The sequence below is a fragment of the Pseudomonas aestuarii genome, from assembly GCF_027988105.1.
Lineage (GTDB): Bacteria > Pseudomonadota > Gammaproteobacteria > Pseudomonadales > Pseudomonadaceae > Aquipseudomonas > Aquipseudomonas aestuarii.
On sequence record NZ_JAQJZJ010000006.1, the window covers coordinates 216197 to 236233 of the forward strand.

General features: G+C 58.7%; 18 protein-coding genes. 6 read left to right on the forward strand and 12 right to left on the reverse strand.

Annotated elements, in window-relative coordinates; all coding sequences use genetic code 11:
• Positions 1 to 501: 501 nt before the first annotated feature.
• The 4 genes from PH586_RS14735 to PH586_RS14750 all read right to left on the reverse strand — a co-directional run bounded on the left by PH586_RS14735 (position 502) and on the right by PH586_RS14750 (position 5218).
• Entirely contained in the window at positions 502 to 1977 is a 1476-nt protein-coding gene (locus tag PH586_RS14735; protein ID WP_271348517.1) for a sigma-54 interaction domain-containing protein, read from the reverse strand.
• Between the two features lie 87 nt (positions 1978 to 2064).
• On the reverse strand, positions 2065 to 3435 hold the full coding sequence (locus tag PH586_RS14740) for a TRAP transporter large permease (protein ID WP_271348518.1): 1371 nt from the start codon (positions 3433 to 3435) through the stop codon (positions 2065 to 2067).
• A gap of 16 nt (positions 3436 to 3451) precedes the next feature.
• Complete coding sequence (locus tag PH586_RS14745) at positions 3452 to 4051, reverse strand: TRAP transporter small permease subunit (RefSeq protein WP_271348519.1); 600 nt, start codon at positions 4049 to 4051, stop codon at positions 3452 to 3454.
• Between the two features lie 81 nt (positions 4052 to 4132).
• Positions 4133 to 5218 (reverse strand): TRAP transporter substrate-binding protein, encoded by a 1086-nt coding sequence (locus PH586_RS14750; protein WP_271348520.1) that lies wholly within the window; start codon positions 5216 to 5218, stop codon positions 4133 to 4135.
• Positions 5219 to 6245: 1027 nt separating this feature from the next.
• On the opposite strand from PH586_RS14750, the gene PH586_RS14755 reads away from it, so the two are divergent.
• The 4 genes from PH586_RS14755 to qatD are packed head-to-tail and all read left to right on the forward strand — an operon-like array spanning position 6246 to position 11037.
• On the forward strand, positions 6246 to 8132 hold the full coding sequence (locus tag PH586_RS14755) for a KAP family P-loop NTPase fold protein (protein ID WP_271348521.1): 1887 nt from the start codon (positions 6246 to 6248) through the stop codon (positions 8130 to 8132).
• A complete protein-coding gene (locus PH586_RS14760; RefSeq protein WP_271348522.1) occupies positions 8133 to 9026 on the forward strand; it encodes a hypothetical protein in 894 nt (297 codons plus the stop codon).
• The gene (gene qatC / locus PH586_RS14765) at positions 9023 to 10288 is read left to right on the forward strand and encodes a Qat anti-phage system QueC-like protein QatC (RefSeq protein ID WP_271348523.1); all 1266 of its coding nucleotides are present in this window, start codon (positions 9023 to 9025) and stop codon (positions 10286 to 10288) included. Before PH586_RS14760 ends, qatC begins: the two co-directional genes overlap by 4 nt.
• Positions 10285 to 11037 carry a Qat anti-phage system TatD family nuclease QatD gene (gene qatD, locus PH586_RS14770; protein WP_271348524.1) on the forward strand — a complete coding sequence of 251 codons (753 nt, stop codon included), beginning with the start codon at positions 10285 to 10287 and terminating at the stop codon, positions 11035 to 11037. Before qatC ends, qatD begins: the two co-directional genes overlap by 4 nt.
• Before the next feature lie 159 nt (positions 11038 to 11196).
• Here qatD and PH586_RS14775 read toward each other — a convergent pair whose 3' ends face one another.
• Both PH586_RS14775 and PH586_RS14780 read right to left on the reverse strand, forming a co-directional pair.
• Complete coding sequence (locus PH586_RS14775; RefSeq protein WP_271348525.1) at positions 11197 to 11970, reverse strand: nuclease-related domain-containing protein; 774 nt, start codon at positions 11968 to 11970, stop codon at positions 11197 to 11199.
• 153 nt (positions 11971 to 12123) lie between these two features.
• Positions 12124 to 13002, reverse strand: coding sequence for a competence protein CoiA family protein (locus tag PH586_RS14780; RefSeq protein WP_271348526.1), 879 nt, complete (start codon positions 13000 to 13002; stop codon positions 12124 to 12126).
• Positions 13003 to 13146: 144 nt separating this feature from the next.
• Here PH586_RS14780 and PH586_RS14785 point away from each other — a divergent pair, with 144 nt between their 5' ends.
• Positions 13147 to 14127: a hypothetical protein gene (locus tag PH586_RS14785; RefSeq protein WP_271348527.1), complete on the forward strand. Its 981-nt coding sequence runs from the start codon at positions 13147 to 13149 to the stop codon at positions 14125 to 14127.
• 60 nt (positions 14128 to 14187) lie between these two features.
• Here the strand turns inward: PH586_RS14785 and PH586_RS14790 are convergent, their stop codons facing one another.
• Positions 14188 to 15333, reverse strand: coding sequence for a Fic family protein (locus PH586_RS14790; protein WP_271348528.1), 1146 nt, complete (start codon positions 15331 to 15333; stop codon positions 14188 to 14190).
• Positions 15334 to 16051: 718 nt separating this feature from the next.
• Here PH586_RS14790 and PH586_RS14795 point away from each other — a divergent pair.
• Entirely contained in the window at positions 16052 to 17053 is a 1002-nt protein-coding gene (locus tag PH586_RS14795; protein ID WP_271348529.1) for a tyrosine-type recombinase/integrase, read from the forward strand.
• Between the two features lie 348 nt (positions 17054 to 17401).
• Here the strand turns inward: PH586_RS14795 and PH586_RS14800 are convergent, their stop codons facing one another.
• From PH586_RS14800 to PH586_RS14820, 5 genes are read right to left on the reverse strand one after another with little or no spacing between them, the layout of a single operon-like run.
• On the reverse strand, positions 17402 to 17908 hold the full coding sequence (locus tag PH586_RS14800; protein ID WP_271348530.1) for a glycine-rich domain-containing protein: 507 nt from the start codon (positions 17906 to 17908) through the stop codon (positions 17402 to 17404).
• The gene (locus PH586_RS14805) at positions 17905 to 18216 is read right to left on the reverse strand and encodes a ParE family toxin-like protein (protein ID WP_271348531.1); all 312 of its coding nucleotides are present in this window, start codon (positions 18214 to 18216) and stop codon (positions 17905 to 17907) included. Before PH586_RS14805 ends, PH586_RS14800 begins: the two co-directional genes overlap by 4 nt.
• A gap of 57 nt (positions 18217 to 18273) precedes the next feature.
• Complete coding sequence (locus PH586_RS14810) at positions 18274 to 19041, reverse strand: hypothetical protein (protein WP_271348532.1); 768 nt, start codon at positions 19039 to 19041, stop codon at positions 18274 to 18276.
• A complete protein-coding gene (locus tag PH586_RS14815; RefSeq protein WP_271348533.1) occupies positions 19031 to 19372 on the reverse strand; it encodes a hypothetical protein in 342 nt (113 codons plus the stop codon). Before PH586_RS14815 ends, PH586_RS14810 begins: the two co-directional genes overlap by 11 nt.
• Positions 19369 to 19917, reverse strand: a complete 549-nt coding sequence (locus PH586_RS14820) for a hypothetical protein (protein WP_271348534.1) — start codon at positions 19915 to 19917, stop codon at positions 19369 to 19371. Before PH586_RS14820 ends, PH586_RS14815 begins: the two co-directional genes overlap by 4 nt.
• Between the last annotated feature and the right edge of the window lie 120 nt (positions 19918 to 20037).

Below are 20037 nucleotides of genomic sequence, written 5' to 3' on the forward strand. Positions count from 1 at the left end.
CGGAACGCCGCCCGGTCCGCCCTACGAGCCGAGGGCGATCAGCAGATCTGAAGCAATCCGCGATCCGTAGGGCGTACTCGCCGCAGGCAACACGCCAGGGTTGATCGGTACGGCATAAGCGCTGGCGGACTGTTCGCTGCGCTCCTGATCGGAACGCCGCCCGGTCCGCCCTACGAGCCGAGGGCGATCAGCAGATCTGAAGCAGTCCGCGATCCGTAGGGCGCTACTCGCCGCAGGCAGTACGCCAGGGTTGATCGGTACGGCATAAGCGCTGGCGGACTGTTCGCTGCGCTCCTGATCGGAACGCCGCCCGGTCCGCCCTACGAGCCGAGGGTGGCCGCCAAATTTGCAAGCAATCCGCGATCCGTAGGGCGCTACTCGCCGCAGGCAGTACGCCGTCGTTTCCCGGCACGGCACAAGCGCTGGTGGGCTGTCGCTGCGCTCCGACCGGACCGCCGGCCGGTCCGCCCTACGGCTTGTGCGGAGCAGCGGGATTGCCCGTCAGCGCGCGCTCAGGCCATGCTGCTGCAGCTTGCTGTACAGGCTGGCGCGGGAGATGCCCAGTTCAGTGGCGGTGCGCCGGCGGTTGCCGGCGCAGGCCGCCAGGGCCTGCTGCAGGGCACGGCGTTCGGCTTCGGCGATGCTCTCGGCCAGCGGCCGCAGGGTGCCTGCGAACGCTTCGGTGGCGGCCAACGGCTCGGCCGGCAGCGCTTGTGCCGGCAGGCCCGCTGCGGCGAGCAGCGGCTGCAACTGCGCCACCTCCAGCTGCGTCCCGTCGGCGTCCAGTTGCGCGCGCTCGAGCAGGTTGCGCAGCTCGCGCACGTTGCCCTTCCAGGGCTGGGCGCCGAGCAGCGCCAGGGCCGCGCGGCTGAGTTCCATGGGCGCCTGGCCGGAGCGGTTGGCGATGTCGTCGAGCAGGTGCTCGACCAGGGCGGGAATGTCCTCGCGCCGTTCACGCAGCGGCGGCACCTGCAGGGCCAGGACGTTGAGGCGGTAGTAGAGGTCGTCGCGGAACTGGCCGGCGGCGACTTTGGCCTCCAGGTCGATATGGGTGGCGGCGATCACCCGCACATTGAGCGGCTTGACCTGGTTGGCGCCGAGCGGCTCGACCTCCTGCTCCTGCAGCACGCGCAGCAGCTTGGCCTGCAGCGGCAGCGGCAGGTCGCCGATCTCGTCGAGGAACAGGGTGCCGCCGTTGGCCACCTCGAACTTGCCGATGCGGCCCTTGCGGTCGGCGCCGGTGAAGGCGCCGGGCGCGGTGCCGAACAGCTCGGCCTCGACCAGGGTTTCCGGGATGGCCGCGACATTGACCGCGACGAAGGGGCCGTTGGCCCGCGGCGACAGGTTGTGGATGCCCTGGGCCAGCAACTCCTTGCCGGTGCCGGTCTCGCCGCGCAGCAGCACAGTAGCGTCCAGTTGCGCGGCGCGCCGGGCCATGCGCTTGACCTCGCTGGCCGGCGCGCTGCTGCCGATGAAGCCGGCGATGGTGTAGCGCGCCCGCCGCGCCTTGGCCAGCTCGTGCTGGGTGGCCAGCAGCTGGTTCTGCAGCACCGTGAACTTGGCCATCAAGGGCTTGAGGTGACGGGCACGGTCGAACAACACGAAACCCAGGGCGCCGACCAGGGTGCCGTCCTCGTCGCGCAGCGGGATGCGGGTGACCACGAAATGCTCGCTGCCGAAGGCCATCAGGTCGAGCATGCTCGGCTGGCCGCTTTCCACCACCTCGCGCAGGCGGCTGGCCGGCAACACCTGCTCGATCTCCTGGCCGAGCACGCTACGCGGATCGTCGATGCCGACCTTCTCGGCGTACTTGTCGTTGATCCAGACGATCCGCGCCTGGCGATTGACCGCGATGGTGCCCTCGCACTGGGCGTTGAGGTGATCGAACAACAGCGGCATGGCCACCGCGCGAAAACGTTCGGGCGAGACGCCGATGATCAGGCCGTGCTGGTCGAGGTCGTCGCGGGATATGGCCATGGCAGCTGGGGTTCCAAGGAGTGGTGCAGGCGATTATGGGAGCCGGCGCCTGGCCGAGGCAAGGCAGGCGCGCCGCTCGAGCGGGGTTCAGGGCCCGCCATACACCTCGTTGGGCAGCCAGGTGGCCAGCTCCTGGAAATTGAACACCAGGGCCAGGCCGAGCAGTTGCAGGAGGATGAACGGCAGTACCCCCAGGTAGATATGCCGGGTGGTGATCTCCGGCGGGCACACGCCCTTGATGTAGAACAGGGCGAAGCCCACCGGCGGGGTGAGGAACGAGGTCTGCAGGCACAGGGCGAAGAGGATGGCGAACCACAGCGGGTCGACGCCCATGGAGAACAGCACCGGCGCCACCAGCGGCAGGATGATCAGGGTGATCTCCACCCAGTCGAGGAAGAAGCCCAGCAGGAAGGTGATGAACAGCACGGTCAGCAACACGCCGGTCTGGCCGAACGGCAGGCCGGTCAGCGCCGCGCGCACCACGTCGTCGCCGCCGAGGCCGCGCAGTACCGCGGCGAACACCGTGGCGCCGATGAAGATGCCGAAGATGAACGCGGTGGTGCGGCTGGTCTGGTACAGCGCCTCCTTGAGCACTGCCAGGTTCAGGCGGCGGCCGATCGCGGCCATCAGCAAGGCGCCGGCCGCGCCCACCGCCGAGGCCTCGGTGGTGGTGGCGATACCGAAGAAGATCGAGCCGAGCACCGCGAGAATCAGCGTCAGCGGCGGCACCACGGCCCAGAACACGTCGATCAGGGCGCGGGCGTCCAGCGGCGGGCGATTCTTCGGTGCCGGGGCGAAGTCCTTCTTCAGCCAGGACGCGATGAGGATATAGAGGATGTACAGGACGGCGAGCAGCATGCCGGGAATCAGCGCGCCCATGAACAGCTTGCCGACCGAGGCCTCGGGGGTGCCGAGGCGGTCAGCCATCAAGACCAGCATGATGCTCGGCGGCACCAGGATGCCCAGGGTGCCCACCGAGCAGGCGGTGCCGACCGCCAGGCTCTTGTTGTAGTTGGCCTGCAGCATGGGCCCCAGCGAGAGCATGCCGAGCAGCACCACCGAGGCGCCGACGATGCCGGTGGAGGCGGCCAGCAGCACGCCGACGATCACCACGGTGATCGCATAGCCGCCGCGCAGCGGCCCGAGCACCCGCACCAGGCTGTGCATAAGGCGTTCGGCGATGCCGGAGCGGTCGAGCATGATGCCCATGAAGATGAACAGCGGCAGCGCCACCATCAGTTCGTTGGCGACGATGCCGTAGATGCGCGCATCCAGCACGCCGATGGTGCCGCTCCAGGTGAACCAGAGGTCGGCGTCGAAATATTCCACCAGCACATGGCCGGTGACGGCGAACACCAGGCCGATGCCGGCCAGCGACCAGGCTACCGGGAAACCCAGCAGCAGCAGGACCATGAAGCTGGCGAACATGGCCATGACGAGAATTTGTTCCAGACCCATTACTTCAGCCTCGTGATCAGGGATGCGGATGGCCGCCGTTGCGGTCATCGGCGGGCACGCTAATGGCCCGGGGGAAGTTGAACAGCAGGGTGCTGCAGCGCGAGGCGCGGGAGAACAGGGCGATGCCCACCAGGATCAGACCCAGCGGCAGCACGCTCTTGAACAGGAAGCGATAGGGCAGCCCGCTCGGCGCCTGCGAGTGTTCCTGGTAGACGAAGGCGGTGTAGGCGTAGGGAATCAGGCTGTCGACCATCAGGCCGATCACCGGCAGGGCCAGCAGGACGATGCCCGCCAGCTCGATCTGCGCCTGCAGGCGCAGGGAGAACTTCTCGCGCAGGACATCGACGCGCACATGGTCGTCGCGCACCACGGCATAGGCCAGGGACAGCATCATCGCGGCGCCGAACAGGTGCCAGGACAGCTCTTCCAGGGCGATCGAACCGCGCGCCAGGACGAAGCGGCTGAACACATTGCTCAACACTACCCCCAGCACCCCCAGCCACAGCCAGGCACTGGCCTGGCCGATGGCGACGATCAGGCGGTCCAGGCGCCAGGACAGGCGATTGTTGGGCAGGTCAGCTGTGGCCAGCGGATCGGCAGAAGCAGGTTGCTGCATCGGGAAAACCTCGCACGTATCAGGCAGGAAGACGCAACGGGCCGCGGCATGGCCGGGCCCGTGCAGGTTCAGGTTGCGTGATCAGTCGTGCTGATAGAAGTCCCGTGGCAGGTAACCCATGCTGTGCCAGGTGCCATGCAGGCTCATGAACTCGCGCTGACTGGTCAGCACGCGCTTGAACATGGCGTCCTGGCCGGCGATCTCGTCGAGCACCTCGTTGGTCACGCGCTGCAGTTCACGCAGCACCGGCTCGGGCAGGACCCGGGCTTGCACGCCTTCCTTCTTGTACTCGGCGAGGGCGGTCGGCTGCGCCCACTCGCTCTCCGCCAGGCCCTTGAGGGTGGCCGACTCGCAGCCCATCTCGATCAGCGCGCGGCTCTGCGGCTCGAGCTTGTTCCACACGTCCTGATTGACCAGCAGGTGCGAGGTGGTCAGGGTCTGGTGCCAGCCCGGCATGATGTAGTTCTTGATGATCTGGTCGAGGCCGAGCATCTTGTCGATCGCCGGCTGGGAGAACTCGGTGGCGTCGATGGTCTTGCGCTCCAGCGCCTGGTAGATCTCGCCGCCGGGGATCATGGTGACCGAGGCGCCGAGCTTCTCCAGCACCTTGCCGCCGATGCCGGCGAAACGGATGCGCAGGCCGTCGAAGTCCTCGAGCTTCTCGATCGGCTTGGCGAACCAGCCGGCGCCTTCCGGGCCGATGATGCTGCACAGCATCGGGTGGATGTTGTGCGGGGCGTAGATTTCCTCCAGCAGCTTCTTGCCGTCGCCCTGGTAATACCAGGCCAGGTAGGCCGGCGGCTCCATGTTGAAGGGCGCGCCGGAATACAGCGGCAGGGCCGGGATACTGCCCTGGTCGTAGCCGATCCAGGTGTAGCCGGCCGGGTACTTGCCGCTGCTCACCGCATTCATGATCTCGAACGGCGGCACCAGTTCGCCCGGCTCGTAGTAGCGCAGCTGGATATCACCGGCGGAGATGGCCTTGAGCGAGTCGGCGAGGTGCTTGATCGGAGTGGTCAGGCCCACCAGGTGCGACGGGAAGGCCAGCGGCACCTGCCAGCGGATCTTCTCGCTGGCCATCGCCGGGCTGGCCAGCAGGCTGCCGGTAAGCAGGGCGGCGGCGGTAACGCCTTGGGTCAGGCGGGAGAGCTGTTGTTTCATCGACATGCTGGAATTCCTTGTTGTTGTTTTTGTCTGGGCTGCCGGTCGGGCAGCGACCAAGGCGAAGCGGGGCGGATCACGCCCGTCAGCTGCAGCAGCCGGCGCAGCAAGGGCGCCGACGGTTGGCTTTAGGGACTAAGCAGGTTCTGTGCCTCATTGAATAAATCCATTTAAATCAATCGGTTAATTTGTTTTATGGCGGATGGGTGAATCATTCGGTCCGGGAATCTGGACACTCGTCCAGGCGGCCTGGGCAGAGTGTCCAGAAATCAAGACCAGTGTCCGTAAATCCGGACGTCGCTCCCCCGGTGGTGCGCGATGATGGCAACGGCGCAAGACCGGCCGCCCCGAGCGCCACCCTCTAGACTAGTCGCTGCAGCCGCTCCCGTGGCTCATGCCATGCGCTAATGGCGCGCATCCACGGCATCTGCGATAGTCGATCGGCTAAGCCGCGCGGTCCCCAGCCGGCAGCGGCGGGCTGGAAACGAAAAAGCCGCGCAGGGCGCGGCTTTGAAGATGGTGGGCCCACACGGACTTGAACCCTGGACCAGGGGATTATGAGTAGCCTGGAAACGCTGCAAGCCCAGTGAAATCGTGCATAGCTAAGCGTAGGTGCAGTGAGCTGAAAGTAGCGTGGTTGCTTGTGTTGAACGTAATTTGGCGAAATGGATAGAAGCTGGGCACTGTACCGTCAGCGTACCGTTTTCGCACCTTGAAGCGGCCAGAGTTTGCCTGTGGAGCTGTTTTCTAGTGCTTATCTGATCCAGCGCTTTAGAGCTCGTACTTCTCCTTGCGCTGGATGAAGGCATCCCGCCCACCTTCTAGGATGCTGGCCACCTGATCGCGGATCACTGGGACGTCAATTGACCACTACAGCCCATCCTTTACAGAGCTGCGAACGAGGATGGCGTTTGGATATCAACCCCTCTAGACTCGAGCGACGCCCCCTGAAGGGAGGGCTCGAAAATCAAATATCCAGGGAGGTGAATGGCCATCCCTAGGTGCACTACCTACCTGAAACGGATTTCCAGTCATGTGGCACGATAACGAAACGACGATCGACTACCTCAATTTTGGCGTCGTGGCAGATGCTTGCGCCAGTTTGTTGCGACGTGCTGGTGGAGCACCGATATCGATTGGGGTATCAGGGGGTTGGGGCGCTGGGAAATCTTCGCTCGTCCAGATGATCGCATCTCGATTGAAGGAGGCTGATAAGCCTGAAGGCGCTGATGGAAGCGCTGAAGCCAAAAAGAATACCTATGTCGTCGTTACGTTCAATCCTTGGCTGTACCAGGATTTCGAAAGCGCACGCAGCGCTTTGCTTCAGATCGTCGGTGATGAAGTACTGCGCTTGGCAGAGAGCGAACCGAACCTGCTGAAAAAGGCCAAACGGCTTTGGCAGCGAATCAATCTTCTTCGGTTGGCGCAGCTAGGCGGCGAGGCCGCCGTGACAATTACAACCGGTATCCCTGTAGGGGCCATCGGACAGGCGATAGGCAAAGTCGTCGGTTTGATGGGGTCATCAGATAAAGAAGCTGAGCCTAGCGACGACAAAGAAGAAGGCGTTGAACTGAGCAGCCTGGGCGGTTTGATCAAGCCCGGTCAACCGCTTTCTTTGCCCAATGAAATTCATGCGTTCCGCGTCGCCCTTGAAAAGCTTCTGGATGAGCTGAAAGTCACGATGGTGGTTTTTGTCGACGACCTGGACAGGTGCTTACCGAAGACAGCCATCTCAACATTGGAATCTATCCGGCTGCTTTTGTTTATCAAAAGAACAGCCTTTGTAATTGCAGCGGACAATGAGTTCATTCGCGGAGCGGTCAAGGTTCACTTCGAAGGCACGGGCATTACCAGCGATATTGCGACGAACTATTTCGACAAGCTGATTCAAGTTCCGCTTCACGTGCCCAGGTTGGGCGTCAACGAAGCCAAGGCTTATCTGGTGCTTCTGCTGCTCCAGCGCGCTACAGAAGACGGGCAGTATTCAGCTGAAAATTTCGAAGCGGCGAAGGAGTCGATCTCTTCTCGCCTGCGCCAGAGCTGGAAGGGCGAGACGATTACAGCTGAGTTTCTCTATGGGCTCGTGAGCAACGATCAAGAGTTGGTGGATTTGATGGACTTGGCGCAGGGACTTGCCTCCCTGATGTTTAAGTCCACAGCAGTGAGCGCAAACCCAAGGCTCATGAAGCGCTTTCTAAACACGGTCTTCTTACGCAGTGCCTTGGCGGAACCTCAGGGCATAAAGCTGGATATTCCATCGTTGGCCAAGTGGCACTTATTGGAACGCTGTGATGAGAATCTCGCCAATGCACTCGCGGCGATGGTCAACTCTGAAAACGATGGCCAGGTAGAGATTTTGCGATCAGCCGAGGCGGCAGCGGATGAGGACGCCCCGTTGCCTGCTTTATTCACCAATGAGGCATTCGCGAGAGAATGGCTAAAGCTATCCCCGGCTCTTGGAGCCACAGACCTTAGGGCTCTGCTCCATTTGAGTCGCGATACCGCTACTCGCGATTTCGGCGATGACAACATGACTCCAGAATCCCGAGAGCTCAGAGACACCTTGAAGCTGGCTACAAGCGGTCATGCTGAACTAAGCGCATTGATTCTAAAAGTAGGTCAGGTACAGGCCGAGATCGCGATGGCGAAAGCATGGCAAAGCAACGCGTCATCACGTACGTGGAAGGCTGCCAAGGACGTGTTCATGCTGATTGAAGTCTGCAAAACATTCCCAGACTTAGGGAAGAAAGCGGCTTCTCTGCTCAATCAGGCCCCATTGAAAGACATTGGCCCGGGCGTCATTCCCCCACTTGCACGTCAGCCTTGGGCCAGCGAAGCGCTCAAGTCATGGCAAGACTTCAATGAAGTCCAAAAAGCGACTAAAAACGCAATCAACGCAGCGGTAAAGAAGGGAATCTAAATGGGTACTTCGACTTCCAGCGGTGGGGGCAAAGGCGGCTCCCCGTTCGACCCTGAGTGGTTGGATCTAGGCGCAGGCGCACCAAGTAATGGCGATGGCGCGCCTCCTGATGCGGGCGATGGTAATGGCTCACCCCAAGACTCGGGCGATGGTGCTGCTGGCGATGGCGATGGCGATGCTGGGGATGGTGTAGATGGTGTAGATGAGGGAGCCGCGCAGGAGGCAGAGAATCCAGATTTCGCCCCAGGTCGCAGGTTTGCACCGGCTCGTTCCAAACTATCGAATTACTTAGGCGGCGGTGGCCGTGATGCTCTGCGCGGTGCTGCCAAGAGCATGGTGAGCAAAGGCATGGGTGGCTCTGGTCGGGCCGCCTCTACCATGCGCGGCACCGCACAGGGTGCAGGTCGACTCGGTGCGTTTCTGGAAGCTGTTCGGGACGGCACGGATGCACGCATCAGAGACTGGGTGCAGCGCGTTCGCGGCGCCAACTTGTCGGCTAACGATCTTGCGCTCGAACTGATCAGAGAGGTCATGCCCGATACGGGCAGTATCGATGATGAATCGTTGCGAAATGCAGCGGCCGACGCCATGGCAATGCTCTACGAACAAGATCCGCAGGTCGACATCTTCAGTCTCTCAGATCAGCAGATTGCTGACGTCATCGGCTACACGATCGCCAATGAGGTGTGTAACCGCATGGATCTGCAGCTAGGGCAGACCTACGAAAAGCTCAAGCACCAGCCGAGAGAGATTCAGGCGCTGCGTAATGACATCAAGGAATGGGTACACGGAGAGGTATGCGCGGTCATGGAACAAATCCTGCCAAGACAACTCGACCCGCAAGGTCTCGCCAAAGCGGTACTTGAAACGGCGTTGGGGGTATTCGCAGAATGATTAAAGTTATCTGCACGACCGTGGAGCGACTTCCTGCAAATCTCGCCAAGGGCGAGCGGGCATTCACCTATTTCAAGAGTGCCAGGCGAGAAGGGGTAGGCACCATTGCTGCCGGGTGGCACGGTTCGCTTAAACGTAAGCGTTTTCACCCGACCCCGGATACCTGGGATTTTGTCCAATTCTGCCTTGCGGTATGCAGTGCAGACTTATGCGGACTGCGCAGCACAAGTGCAGACGGTTGGACGCGCACTATCCAGCTTTCCGTTGGGTTGCACGAGCCATTGCGATGGCAGCCCTGGAAAGACGATCTTGAGCAAATGCTCAAGGTTCTGACCGGTGATTATTGGACATTGATCTTCACCGACGCGGGCGCCGCTCCACCGCAAGGGCGTCAGGAAATCATTGATCATGACTGCGTTTCACTGCTATCGGGCGGGCTCGATAGCCTCATCGGTGGCATTGACCTGGTTGCTCAAGGGCGACGTCCATTGTTCGTGTCTCAACTCGCTCATGAAGACTCCGAGCGGCAACGACACTACGCAGCGATGCTCAGTGGGCCTGGCTCACATTATCAGTGGAGCCACGGGATTGGGTTCAAGGGTGCCAGAGAGCCATCGACTCGTGGACGCTCGTTGGCTTTCTACGCATTTGCTGTGCTGGCGGCGTCAAAGCTGGGCGATGCACGCCCGACAATCTTCATTCCAGAAAACGGTTTCATCTGCGTGAATCCACCATTGGTACCTGGCCGGGTTTCCAGCTTGAGTACTCGCACGACTCATCCGCTGTTCATCAGCAAGCTTCAGAATGTCTTGGATGGATTGGGTGTTTCCGTTCATCTCGAGTTGCCCTATCGATTCAAGACGAAAGGCGAGATGATGAGCGATTGCCTCAACCAAACATTGCTCCAGCGGTGGGCGTCCGACTCCACGAGCTGCGGTCGATTTCGTACATACAACCGCACGCATTGCGGCCGTTGTGTTCCCTGTATGATTCGGCGCGCAGCATTCAATGCGTGGTCACCTGGTGTAGATGGAACACGCTATAAGTTTCCTTCGCTTGCTGGAAGCGACAAATCCGGAGGCCCCGATGATCCCATGGCAGTAGCGCTCGCAGTACTGACTGCCAGGAATAAGGGACTTGATAGTTTTCTCGGCGCTTCGTTGGCGTTTGCATCGCCAGCAGAGCGTGCCCATTACCGCCGTGTTCTAGCGAGTGGTATCAACGAGTTGGAAGCTTTGCTGGTTGGGGATGGAATACTTTGATCGACTTTCACTGCCACCTCGATCTGTATCCCAACGCTCGTGATGTGTACGCCGGAGCAGTTAAGAAGAACGCTTTTACATGGTTAGTGACCACGAGCCCTAGGGCGTATGAAGCCTCCAGTCGGGTGCTTGGTAGCGATCCAAAAGTATTGATTACCCCAGGTCTACATCCAGAAATTGTCCATGATCGGTTTCACGAGCTGGAGCTGTTACTGGAGCAAGTCGGACCGGCGAAAGCTGTTGGCGAGGTAGGATTGGATGGCTCTCGGCGCTTTCAGCGCAGTTACGAGTTGCAGCGCAAAGTATTCGTCTCCACGATCGAAAGGTGTCATCAGCTTGGTGGGCGAGCGCTCAGTATTCATTCCCGGCAGGCTGTGGGCGACGTCTTATCAGCCCTTAAGTCCTACCCGGATTATGGGGTCGCTGTGTTGCACTGGTTCACTGGAACGGGGGCAGAACTCAAGTCTGCGGTTGAAGCGGGGTGCTGGTTCAGCATAGGGCCGGCCGCATTCAACTCCGCCGCCGGTAAGGCTTTGGCGAAAAAACTACCAAAAGATAGGGTGGTACCTGAAAGCGACGGTCCGTTTGCTCAAGTGGATGGGGTGTCCGTCCTGCCCTGGAGTTTGGATATGACGGCGGCGCTGCTCTCTGATTCTTGGGGACTACCTGCGACGGAGGTTCAGGAGCGTCTCAAAGAGAACTCTCGGCAGCTGCTAACGCTCATTGGGTATCAGGTGGATATCCCTTAAAGAGTTCTGCCTCTGAGCTCTAGCTGTAAAGTATGAAAGGGTATGACCCGTGTGGCTGTTATGGACGCTTACCATAGCTAAAGATTTATTTTTCGCTCTTCATGCGCTAGGCAGGGCGTTATCGTCACACCCTCGAGTCGGTAAGCGATACGGTTCATGTTAGTTGACCCCCTGCATCACCCGGCATTTTGGAAAAGTCGAGCAGCCCCAGAATTGCGGACCCGCTTTCGGCCCTGATTTCACGGTGCGGATCAGCAGGGCGCTGCCACATTTCGGGCATTGCCGCTCGGATGTCGGATCACTGCGGCGCTTAAGGTTTTGCACATGCTCGCGGTGGGTGGCGAGGGTGGGTGCGCGGCGGCCGGTTTGCAGGGCATGCAGCATGGCGTCGACTTCAGCCTCGCTGAATACCTGCTGCTGGAATGACTGGATATAGCGGATAAAGCCGATGCCCTGGGTGACGTTGGCCGGCACCTCGGTTTTGAAGGTGCTGCCACCGACGAAGGTGATGACCGAGTGCAGGTGCTCGGGGCTGACGCCGAGGGCGGCTTCCAGGGCTTTGAGGTGTTTGTAGTTCTGCCGCAGCGGGTTCTGGAATTTGAAGGTGCGTTTGTAGAGCTTCTGCGTCCACTGTGGCTGCTTCTCGCTGCCGAAGATCCAGCCGCTCATGTTCTTCGTTTCCAGCACGAAGATGCCGTAGGGCGAGAGGAAGACGTGGTCAATCTGCGTGGTGCCGTCAGGCGTGTTCAGGGTGACGTTGTGCAGGCGGCGGTAGGTTTGCTTGTCCAGCTGCCAGTGGGCGAACAGGCGCACCAGCAGCTCGCCGATATGCCCCTTGGCCCAGGGCGACTTGAGCAGGCCAATCAGCAGCATCAGCGGAATAAACCAGCCGAGCGTGCCCCAGACTTGCGTAATGATAGGGGTGAAGTCCATTTCTCAACCTTCAATAGTCCTGAGGTATTCTGGATCTTACCGGAAGTAAGCGTAAGTGGACGAAGTTATCGCCGGGAAAGCCATTGCTTGAATAACATCGCTGAAACATCGCAAACGTGCGTGCTAGAGCGTAATCTGCGATGTAGTTTTGAGTCAGCGTTGTTCGTCAAGTAGCTGCAGTCGGGCCATTACCTCTTCTCTGGCGAGAGGCGAGTAGATCCAGTTTTTGTATTTTTGGTTGTACTCGCCGCCGAGTTGGTTGCGCCAGGACTTGAGCAGTTCGGTGATCTGCGGGTTATACGTCCAGGAGCGAACGGCTATCGAGCCTGTGGGCAGTATTCGGGCCGACACCCACATACCCATGATGGTGAAACGGTGCTCTGGGCATTTGCTGGTGGGTTCGGTTACTAGCGCGGTAATCGCTAGCGATACCGCATCAATCGCTAGCGGTAATAGCACGGGCGGTGCCTCTGGGAAAATCCAGGTGATGTTGGATGCCTGCTCGAGGATGAGTTTTTTCAGCTCGGCTGATGGAATCGGCAGTTTGCTGCAGAGCAAGTCGCTCAGGTCTAGCTCGATGGTCTTGATGCCAACAGCTTTGATCCGCTCCAGTTTTTCCTCGGCAATGAACGAAGTAACGGCGATTTCGATAAACAGCTGGGTACCATCGTAGAGGTGGGCCACTAGGTCAGGCTGAAAACCGGCCTGGGGCACTTCTTGGTCCACTTTGACGAAGTCCCACCAGCTGGTTGGGTCTGGGCTATCAGGGTAAACACCGGGCATGGGTGGAAGCTGTAGGCCAAGGTTGTCGCAAATGACTTCCTTGGCGTAAAGGTGCAGGAGACTTTCACGTTGGATATAACAGCTTTCTTTGTTTGAGTGGTGAGCGAAGTGGTGTTCGCGGATCATGCCTTTGCGGGCGATTACTGCCTCGCCACAGCAAACGCAGGTGCAGTTGCAAGAAAGCCCGCGTAAGGCTTGGTCGATGGTGGTTAGTCGGCTGTTTTGGTTAAGTGCTACGAACATGCTCATGGTTTACTCCGTTGGTGTAAAGACGGCTCCAAGAGTCATGTGTCATGTGGTTCGGAACATCCCCATAACCCTCGCATAAGGGGGTTCGTGTAGGGTTCATTTGGTACGTGAAAGCCTTTTGTTACGGGCGGTAGGGAGATGTTTGTGCTGGAAGTAATGCGCTGCCTGGATGAAGAGCTAAAGCAAAATCCGGCGCCTGATTTGAAGGCTTACACAGTGATTAGGTTCTTGCTGGACTCCAGTATCACAGCCCTCGAAAAAGGTAATCGCGATCCGCAGACGTTTGATCGCCCGAGTTTATTGGCTTCTTGTTATCCCAAGGTAAAAGTCGATGGACGCAATCCTGCGCGCTGGCTTCCGGCGGGAACACTGGAGACTTTTTTGGATTCGCGCAGGAATTCACTGCTTGCTCGGATAGAGAAAGCTGGATTGGACCAACTGCCTGCTATCGGAAGTAATGATGGTGTTGGAGGCTCGGGCAATCAGCGCATCTACTGGCTAACGGTTGGGTCTGCCGAAGATCTACGGTCAATGCCGGCGGCTGAGCAGGATCTTAAAAGTCTCGTCTATACGCGGACTGAGATAGGGGAGGTGAAGCCTGCTTTGTTTTTAAGGCTTTTTTTCAAGAAGGGTGAGCTGAAGAATCGTAGCTGGCGTGGGCTATTGCTATTAATCAGCGTATTGCTAGGAATGCTTTTTTTATCGCTGTGGATCTTGGCTTCGTTGTGGACTCTGTCTATTGCCGATCAGGCGCTAACGCTTCGCCAGTTGGTTGGTAGCATTGTAGTGTGCGGCTTCGCCTGGATTGTTTGGCAGAACGTTTATCTGCCTTGGATGCAGTTACTGGACAACCGTGTGGCCAAGGCGGCGAGCCCATTGCTGGCGATCACAGAGGACTCTGCTGAGCTCGAAATGTATCGAGATAGCGAGAAGCACCCGTGGACTCGCTTTGTTCGGTTCTCGAGTGATTGCCCGCTCTGCAGTGGTCGAATCCTGCTGATGCCAGGCAAACCGGACCATCTGGTTCCGTTGGTTGGGCGGTGCGGCGAGAGTCCTCATGCGCACGTGTTTAGCTTCGATAGAGCGAGGATGTCAGGTGTTTATATTGGGCCGGCATTGAGCTGATGGGCGTTGCGATTGATCCCCTTTTCTCGGGCGTGAAAATGGGATCAATCGTGGAACAGGTCAAAAAGGCTCGCGGGGGCTGTCCCCTCCGGCAATCGCATAGCGCGTACTTCTTCCGCGCCCCGTCAGCCGTTGCAATACACCCTTCTCAAGAAGATCAGCCAAGTGCCGCGTAGCAGTGGCCTTACTGACCTTGGCGACCGCTTGGTACTGCGCCGCGCTGATGCCGGCCTCAAAGCCTTTCTCGCCACCATCCAGTAAGCGGTTTAGCACCTTGATCTGCTCGGCGGAAAACGGTTGGGCACGATGTTGCTGCCAGAAGCGCGCCTTGGCCAGTACACGGTCGATGCGGGCAAGTGCCTGCTCCAGACTCTTGAGCAATGTGCCGAGAAACCACTGCAGCCAGGCAGTGATATCCAGCGCGCCTTTCTGGCTGGCTTCCAGGATGCGGTAATAGCCAGCGCGGTCATCGAGGATGCTGGCTGACATGGCGTAAAAGCGGATCGACTGATGTTCGCCCTGAGCCAATGCTAGGTCGGTTATCGCGCGTGTCAGGCGCCCGTTACCGTCATCGAAGGGGTGCAGGGTCACGAACCAGAAATGGGCGATGCCGGCGCGTAGCAATGGGTCGAGACTGGCATCGCTGCGGCTGCTTTCGAACCAGGCGAGGAAGTCGCCCAGCTGTTCTTCCAGCCCTGCGCGTGGTGGGGCTTCAAAGTGTACGTTGGGACGGTCGACGCGGCCTGAAACTACCTGCATGGGCTCTTCGCCGCGCAGTGTGCCAATGCGTAGTGGGCGTGCCAGCAGGTCATCGTCGCTGGGGAACAGCCAGCAGTGCCAGCCGTACAGTCGCTCCAGATCTAACGGTTGCTGATGTGCGCGAGTGGCATCGAGCAGTAACTCTGCCAAGCCTTCCGAGCGGGCAGTGGTGCGGCCTCCATCGTTCAACCCCAAGCGCCGCGCCAGTGATGAGCGAACCGAGCCGACATTCAGCTGTTCACCCTCGATGGCTGACGAGGTGACGATGTTCTGCAGCATGGCATCCAGGCTGCTCTGCACTTCAGTATCACTACCAACAGCACCGAGCATCCCGAGCAAACGGCCCTGAGCCTGGCCGCAAGCGCGCAGAAGCGGGGCAAGCGGTTCGGCTTGCCAGCTGAAGTGCGGCCAATTTGGCTGCTGCCAGATCCAGAAGGGGGTATTCATGGGGCTTGATCATCTGTGAGCCGATTATCGAGCCTATTCGGCTCATTAGATGAGCCGATAATGCCGGCTATTCAGCTCACTGTCTAATCAATGTCATCAGCCTGCGCAAGCAGAGAGCAGAGAGCAGAGAGCAGAGAGCAGGGGGTAGAGAGCAGGGGGAGGTGCGGCGGACGATTTCGGTTTGTTCTTCGTGCGACAGGCAAGTCAGAAAATCCTTGAGCATCGCAATATTGATACGCAACTGCGCCACACCAACCGGGGTATGAAAAGCGATTCTGAGCATTGTTATGCCAATCAATGCGTCGTTATGCAAAACAACGCGATAAAAAGCGAAACAAGAAGTTTTATTGAATAGGTATGCCTATTTATGACTGGCTTATCTATTTCCGTAGATTTTTTGCTGCTGATTCGGGTCAAGGGGTGTGGTGCGGCCCGCAGCTTGCGAGGACACGGCCCCTTTACGCGAGTCAGCAGTCGATACCCTTGAGCATATTCCGGGTCAATTCATTGGCCCGGGATATGCCGAGCGGCGAGCGGAACTTAGTTGCGTGGATCGTTAAAGCGGGCATGGACTACCCATTATTTTCGACCGTTTTGTTTCGGTCGAAAATAAGACCGTATCGAAGTTTATCGGCGGAGCCGACGGGAGTAGAGTGGCCGAAGGACACGTAGCGAGCGCTTCGAAACGGCACAGGCCGGGACAAGCACAGGAGAGTAAATGCGCAAACCTGTAACGGATAAAGGTGATCTCAGGCAGATGGCGAGGGCTATCGTGAATCGGCCTCTGAAGGAGTCAACCATTGCTGAGTACAGGCGAGTGGCTGATCGAATGGGCGATCTAGGTTGGTATGAGTATGCGATTGACCATCAGCTCACTAAGGGTTCAGCGGTGGTGGCGCGCTATGCGTGGCGTCGAGAAATGGCACAACGACTGCTGAACGTGTTGACCGCAATTGATCGTGAACAAGATTCCGTTGCGCGGCGAGCGTTGCGTCATGAAATGTATTTTTATGGCCAAAACCTACAAGCGCCACAGCCAAGCTATGAGCCATTCACTGCAAATAAAACCAAGAAGCAGTCAAAGCGCGCGAGTTTGAGAGGGCTACCATCTGATTGGCGTGCTCAGCTCTTCCTCGGCCTCAAGCCTGCAGATCAGATGAGGGCAGCTGTTTTGATTTTGACGGGGTGCCGACCAGCCGAACTTAGAATGGGTGTCTATGTTCGACGTGATGGAGGTGTATTTAATTTTAAGATCCGCGGCGCAAAAGTCTCCGAGCTAACTGGTGCCGGGCAGCCTGAGCGTACATTGCGCATCAATGCGGAGCCCATCTTGGGCAAAATAATTAACGAGCACCTCCTAGAGATAATTTCCTCACATGGGGGCGAAATGACTATCCAGGATGCTAATCAGAATCGTGCTTTTGAAAAACGCTTGAGCCGTGCTGGGCAAAAGATCGGCTTGTCTGACGTTTCTCCTTACTCCCTACGCCATCAGTTCAGTGCCGATCTAAAGGGGGAGGTCGAACCTGATCAGGTCAGCCTCGCACTCGGACATGTGTCAGTAAAAAGCCGCAAACATTACGGCCACGCTAATCAGCGTCGATCGACAACAGGAGGCGTACTGCTGTCTGTTGAGGCCAGTCGAGAGCTTCGCGGAATTACGAGTGGATATGGTCGTACAGCTAACACTCTCGCGAGCGATTTTTTAGCCCCTAAATAGCGGGCTCCGCCCACACCCGCCCTGCCGGGGGCTCCCCGAGGGCCATTCTGTCCCTCGGGGCTAATTAATGGCGAAGCATGGATACTGTCGTAGTCAGCGAGAAGTGTGAAAACTTCGGTGCATGAGATGGCCTAAAGGTGAGGCAGGCTCAAAGATAAGCCTGTCTCACTAGCGAGGTTACTTCGATTTAGCCGGCGGGTAATTTCCGCGACCGCCGCCGGACTTGTTGCCCGTTTGGCTTGGTAGGTTAGGCACTGTGGCCGGGCGAGGTGCTGGCTGAGGGCTCGGGCGGTTTGGATTTTGTGGTTGTTTGCTCATGGCAATGCTTCCTGAATGAGTTGAATAGGATTACTTGCAGGCACCTTCGACGCGGCAGGCACAGCTGGTCGGCGCGTGGCATGCGTGGTCGTCGCCACAGCGCATGGCCTGTGCCTCGCTGCCGCCACCCGGATACGCACCGAAGTGCTTCTCATACAGCGCCACAGTCTGTGCAAAAGCGCTCTTCAGCTCCTGGTAGTCGTCCTGGCCGTAGATGCCGAAGTAGGGGTAATGGTCGATAAAGCGACCGAACACCTGCTGGCAGTCTTCGCGGTAGGCGCGGGTATCCAGAATGTGCGCATGCCAGATGGCGTCCACTGTTTTGCTGGGCACCAGAGCGACCGATGGATAGAAACGCTTGAGGGTTAGAAAACGGCAGTATTCCAACTCGGCCATGTCCCACTCAGCCGCTGACATCTCTGCCTCCGAAGATTCGGTGTACTTGTGCTTCAAACGTTTGAAATCTAGGCGGCTGACGTTCATGTCCAGGCCATTGGCAGCCAGCAGTGGCTGGTACAGCGATACGAGTGCATTCATGGGTGCTTCTCCTGTGATGAAAGGTTGTAGGCCTTGATAGGCCGCCTTCGCTTCAGCTCACGTTCGAAACACTGGCGACTGACCAGAGCGCATGGGGCGTAGCCCGTAGCGGTAATTTGGTAGAGCAAACGCCAGGCGCTGCCGAGCTTGAAGCGCAGTAGCCCCTCACGGCAGCGCACGCGCTTGCCGCCCAATGCGGTAAAGGGAGTGCCCGCTAGCAGGGCTTGATCAATACCCAAGGCTTTGGCCTGGTGGCAGGCGTTAACCTGGTGGGGGCATTTCGCGAGGATGGTTGCGATGGTGTGCATGACTGGCTCCGTTTGTGATGACGGAGCCAGTGTTGATTCGTGGATTCCACAAGCCGCCTACTTTTTTCGTAGCGAATCGAGCAAGTCGTCGAAGTCCTTGGCTTCTTCATATTCGCGGATGATCAGGTCGCGGTATTGCAGTAGCAGCTCACTCTGCGTTTGCACCTCGCAGGCGAACAGGTAGGCCTGCCGCAGATCCCCACTGAAATAGTGCGCCATCATGCTGTCCCCCAGGGAAAGTGCGGCGGTTTGCGCCGCCAGGGCCTTCAGAAGATTGCCATGGAGATGGCCGAGACCCATCTGTGGGAGGGTATCGGCAAAAGGATTAGGCAAGTGTTCTTCGTGCAGGTCGGCGACTGGTAGCCGATCCAGGAAAACGACCAGTTCCTGCCGCAATAAACCGAGGCCTGCGAGAGACTGGCGTTCAAGGAACAGTTGCCTGGCCCAATTGACCAAGGGGTGGCGGTTGGCCCCGGGTTTGAGAAACTCGACCACCAGCTTGGGCTCACCAAATACTCCCTGGAGCAGAATGGCATTCCACAGCAAGGTGGTGTGCTTGGGGTTGATGCGGACACGATTACGGCTGTCAGGGCCGTAGCTCAGTGGTGTCCAGTCCAGCTGGATAATGATGGTCTTTTTTTTGTCAGGGGTGCGCTCTACTTCATCGGGCTCCTTTTTCGAGGGGCACAACGCATTGGCCAGCGTCTTCAATGCATCCAGCAATTTGCCATGCTGACTCAAGGGCTTGGCCAAGCCGACCTTCTTGCACAACAAGTCGTCGTAGACTTGGGCGAGCTCCGGCCAGTGGCGGGAGTCAGATTTCACAGGACATTTCCAGGAGCTCATCTACAGAGGTGCGAGGGCCGAATGACATTGGCACCTCGGCAATTTGTCGCGCCTGTGTGAACCAGTCATCAGCAGCGCATTCGTAGCGGCGGCGATATTCATCAACCACGCCCATGCAGTAACCGGCGCGCAGCGCTTCGGACAAACCCGTGGCTACACCTGCAAGCAAACGCTGCTGATCCCGCTTGGCGTAGATATCCACCAGCTCCTGGCAGCTCTGAATCAGATGGCCGGGGTCATCGTTGGCCTGTGCAACAGGTGCGCTCAGGCTGGCAAGCAGGCAAGCGATGGGCAGGATAATAGGTTTCACAGGCTGGCCTCCTTGGCCGTAGCGGATAGGCTGGGTTCAACACGGGCAGGCATTGCTTCGGGTGTAGAAAGGCTTTCAGTCGCAGCAGTAGGTGCCGCGAGATACACCGCCAGCAAGACCGAGGCAAAGGTCACAATCTTGCTGATTGGGTCATCCTGCATCAGGTATTGGTAGAGTCTCTGGATATCCTCGGTTTGTGCCATTACAAACGTGAACAAGCCGATGATGATCATCCCCAGGACGCTCATCACGCCCTGGAACATCAGCAAGCGGCTCAGTCCGCGCCAGGTGCCAGTGGTGAAGTGTTGGCAGTAGTGGATATGCCGCCACAATAACAAGGCCAGCAACGGCATAACGCCCCACTCCAGCAGCGAGAGGTCAGCCAGGCCTTCGCCGTATTCAAAAATTATCAATGGCAGGCCTGCCAGCGTCAGCAGGCCGAGCAGCCACAGGCTTCCTGTCCGTAGACTGCGCAGTAGTAGGCAAAGGCCTTTGGTCAGGCCGTTATCCAGCTTGCCGGCCAGAGAGAGTTCGGGGGATTGCATCAGTGCTCCTTGCATGTGTCTATTGGGGGACTTTCATTAATGCCTACTCAACTAGCAGGCGGGTTGACCTGGTGGTCAGGGCAGATGCCACGGTTGTCTGAAATAACGTAACGTCACTTG

Excerpts from the sequence above, each read along its gene's own strand:
- PH586_RS14735 (WP_271348517.1), bottom strand. The coding sequence starts at position 1,977 with ATGGCCATATCCCGCGACGACCTCGACCAGCACGGCCTGATCATCGGC.
- PH586_RS14740 (WP_271348518.1), bottom strand. The coding sequence starts at position 3,435 with ATGGGTCTGGAACAAATTCTCGTCATGGCCATGTTCGCCAGCTTCATG.
- PH586_RS14745 (WP_271348519.1), bottom strand. The coding sequence starts at position 4,051 with ATGCAGCAACCTGCTTCTGCCGATCCGCTGGCCACAGCTGACCTGCCC.
- PH586_RS14750 (WP_271348520.1), bottom strand. The coding sequence starts at position 5,218 with ATGTCGATGAAACAACAGCTCTCCCGCCTGACCCAAGGCGTTACCGCC.
- PH586_RS14755 (WP_271348521.1), top strand. The coding sequence starts at position 6,246 with ATGTGGCACGATAACGAAACGACGATCGACTACCTCAATTTTGGCGTC.
- PH586_RS14760 (WP_271348522.1), top strand. The coding sequence starts at position 8,133 with ATGGGTACTTCGACTTCCAGCGGTGGGGGCAAAGGCGGCTCCCCGTTC.
- qatC (WP_271348523.1), top strand. The coding sequence starts at position 9,023 with ATGATTAAAGTTATCTGCACGACCGTGGAGCGACTTCCTGCAAATCTC.
- PH586_RS14775 (WP_271348525.1), bottom strand. The coding sequence starts at position 11,970 with ATGGACTTCACCCCTATCATTACGCAAGTCTGGGGCACGCTCGGCTGG.
- PH586_RS14780 (WP_271348526.1), bottom strand. The coding sequence starts at position 13,002 with ATGAGCATGTTCGTAGCACTTAACCAAAACAGCCGACTAACCACCATC.
- PH586_RS14790 (WP_271348528.1), bottom strand. The coding sequence starts at position 15,333 with ATGAATACCCCCTTCTGGATCTGGCAGCAGCCAAATTGGCCGCACTTC.
- PH586_RS14795 (WP_271348529.1), top strand. The coding sequence starts at position 16,052 with ATGCGCAAACCTGTAACGGATAAAGGTGATCTCAGGCAGATGGCGAGG.
- PH586_RS14800 (WP_271348530.1), bottom strand. The coding sequence starts at position 17,908 with ATGAATGCACTCGTATCGCTGTACCAGCCACTGCTGGCTGCCAATGGC.
- PH586_RS14805 (WP_271348531.1), bottom strand. The coding sequence starts at position 18,216 with ATGCACACCATCGCAACCATCCTCGCGAAATGCCCCCACCAGGTTAAC.
- PH586_RS14820 (WP_271348534.1), bottom strand. The coding sequence starts at position 19,917 with ATGCAATCCCCCGAACTCTCTCTGGCCGGCAAGCTGGATAACGGCCTG.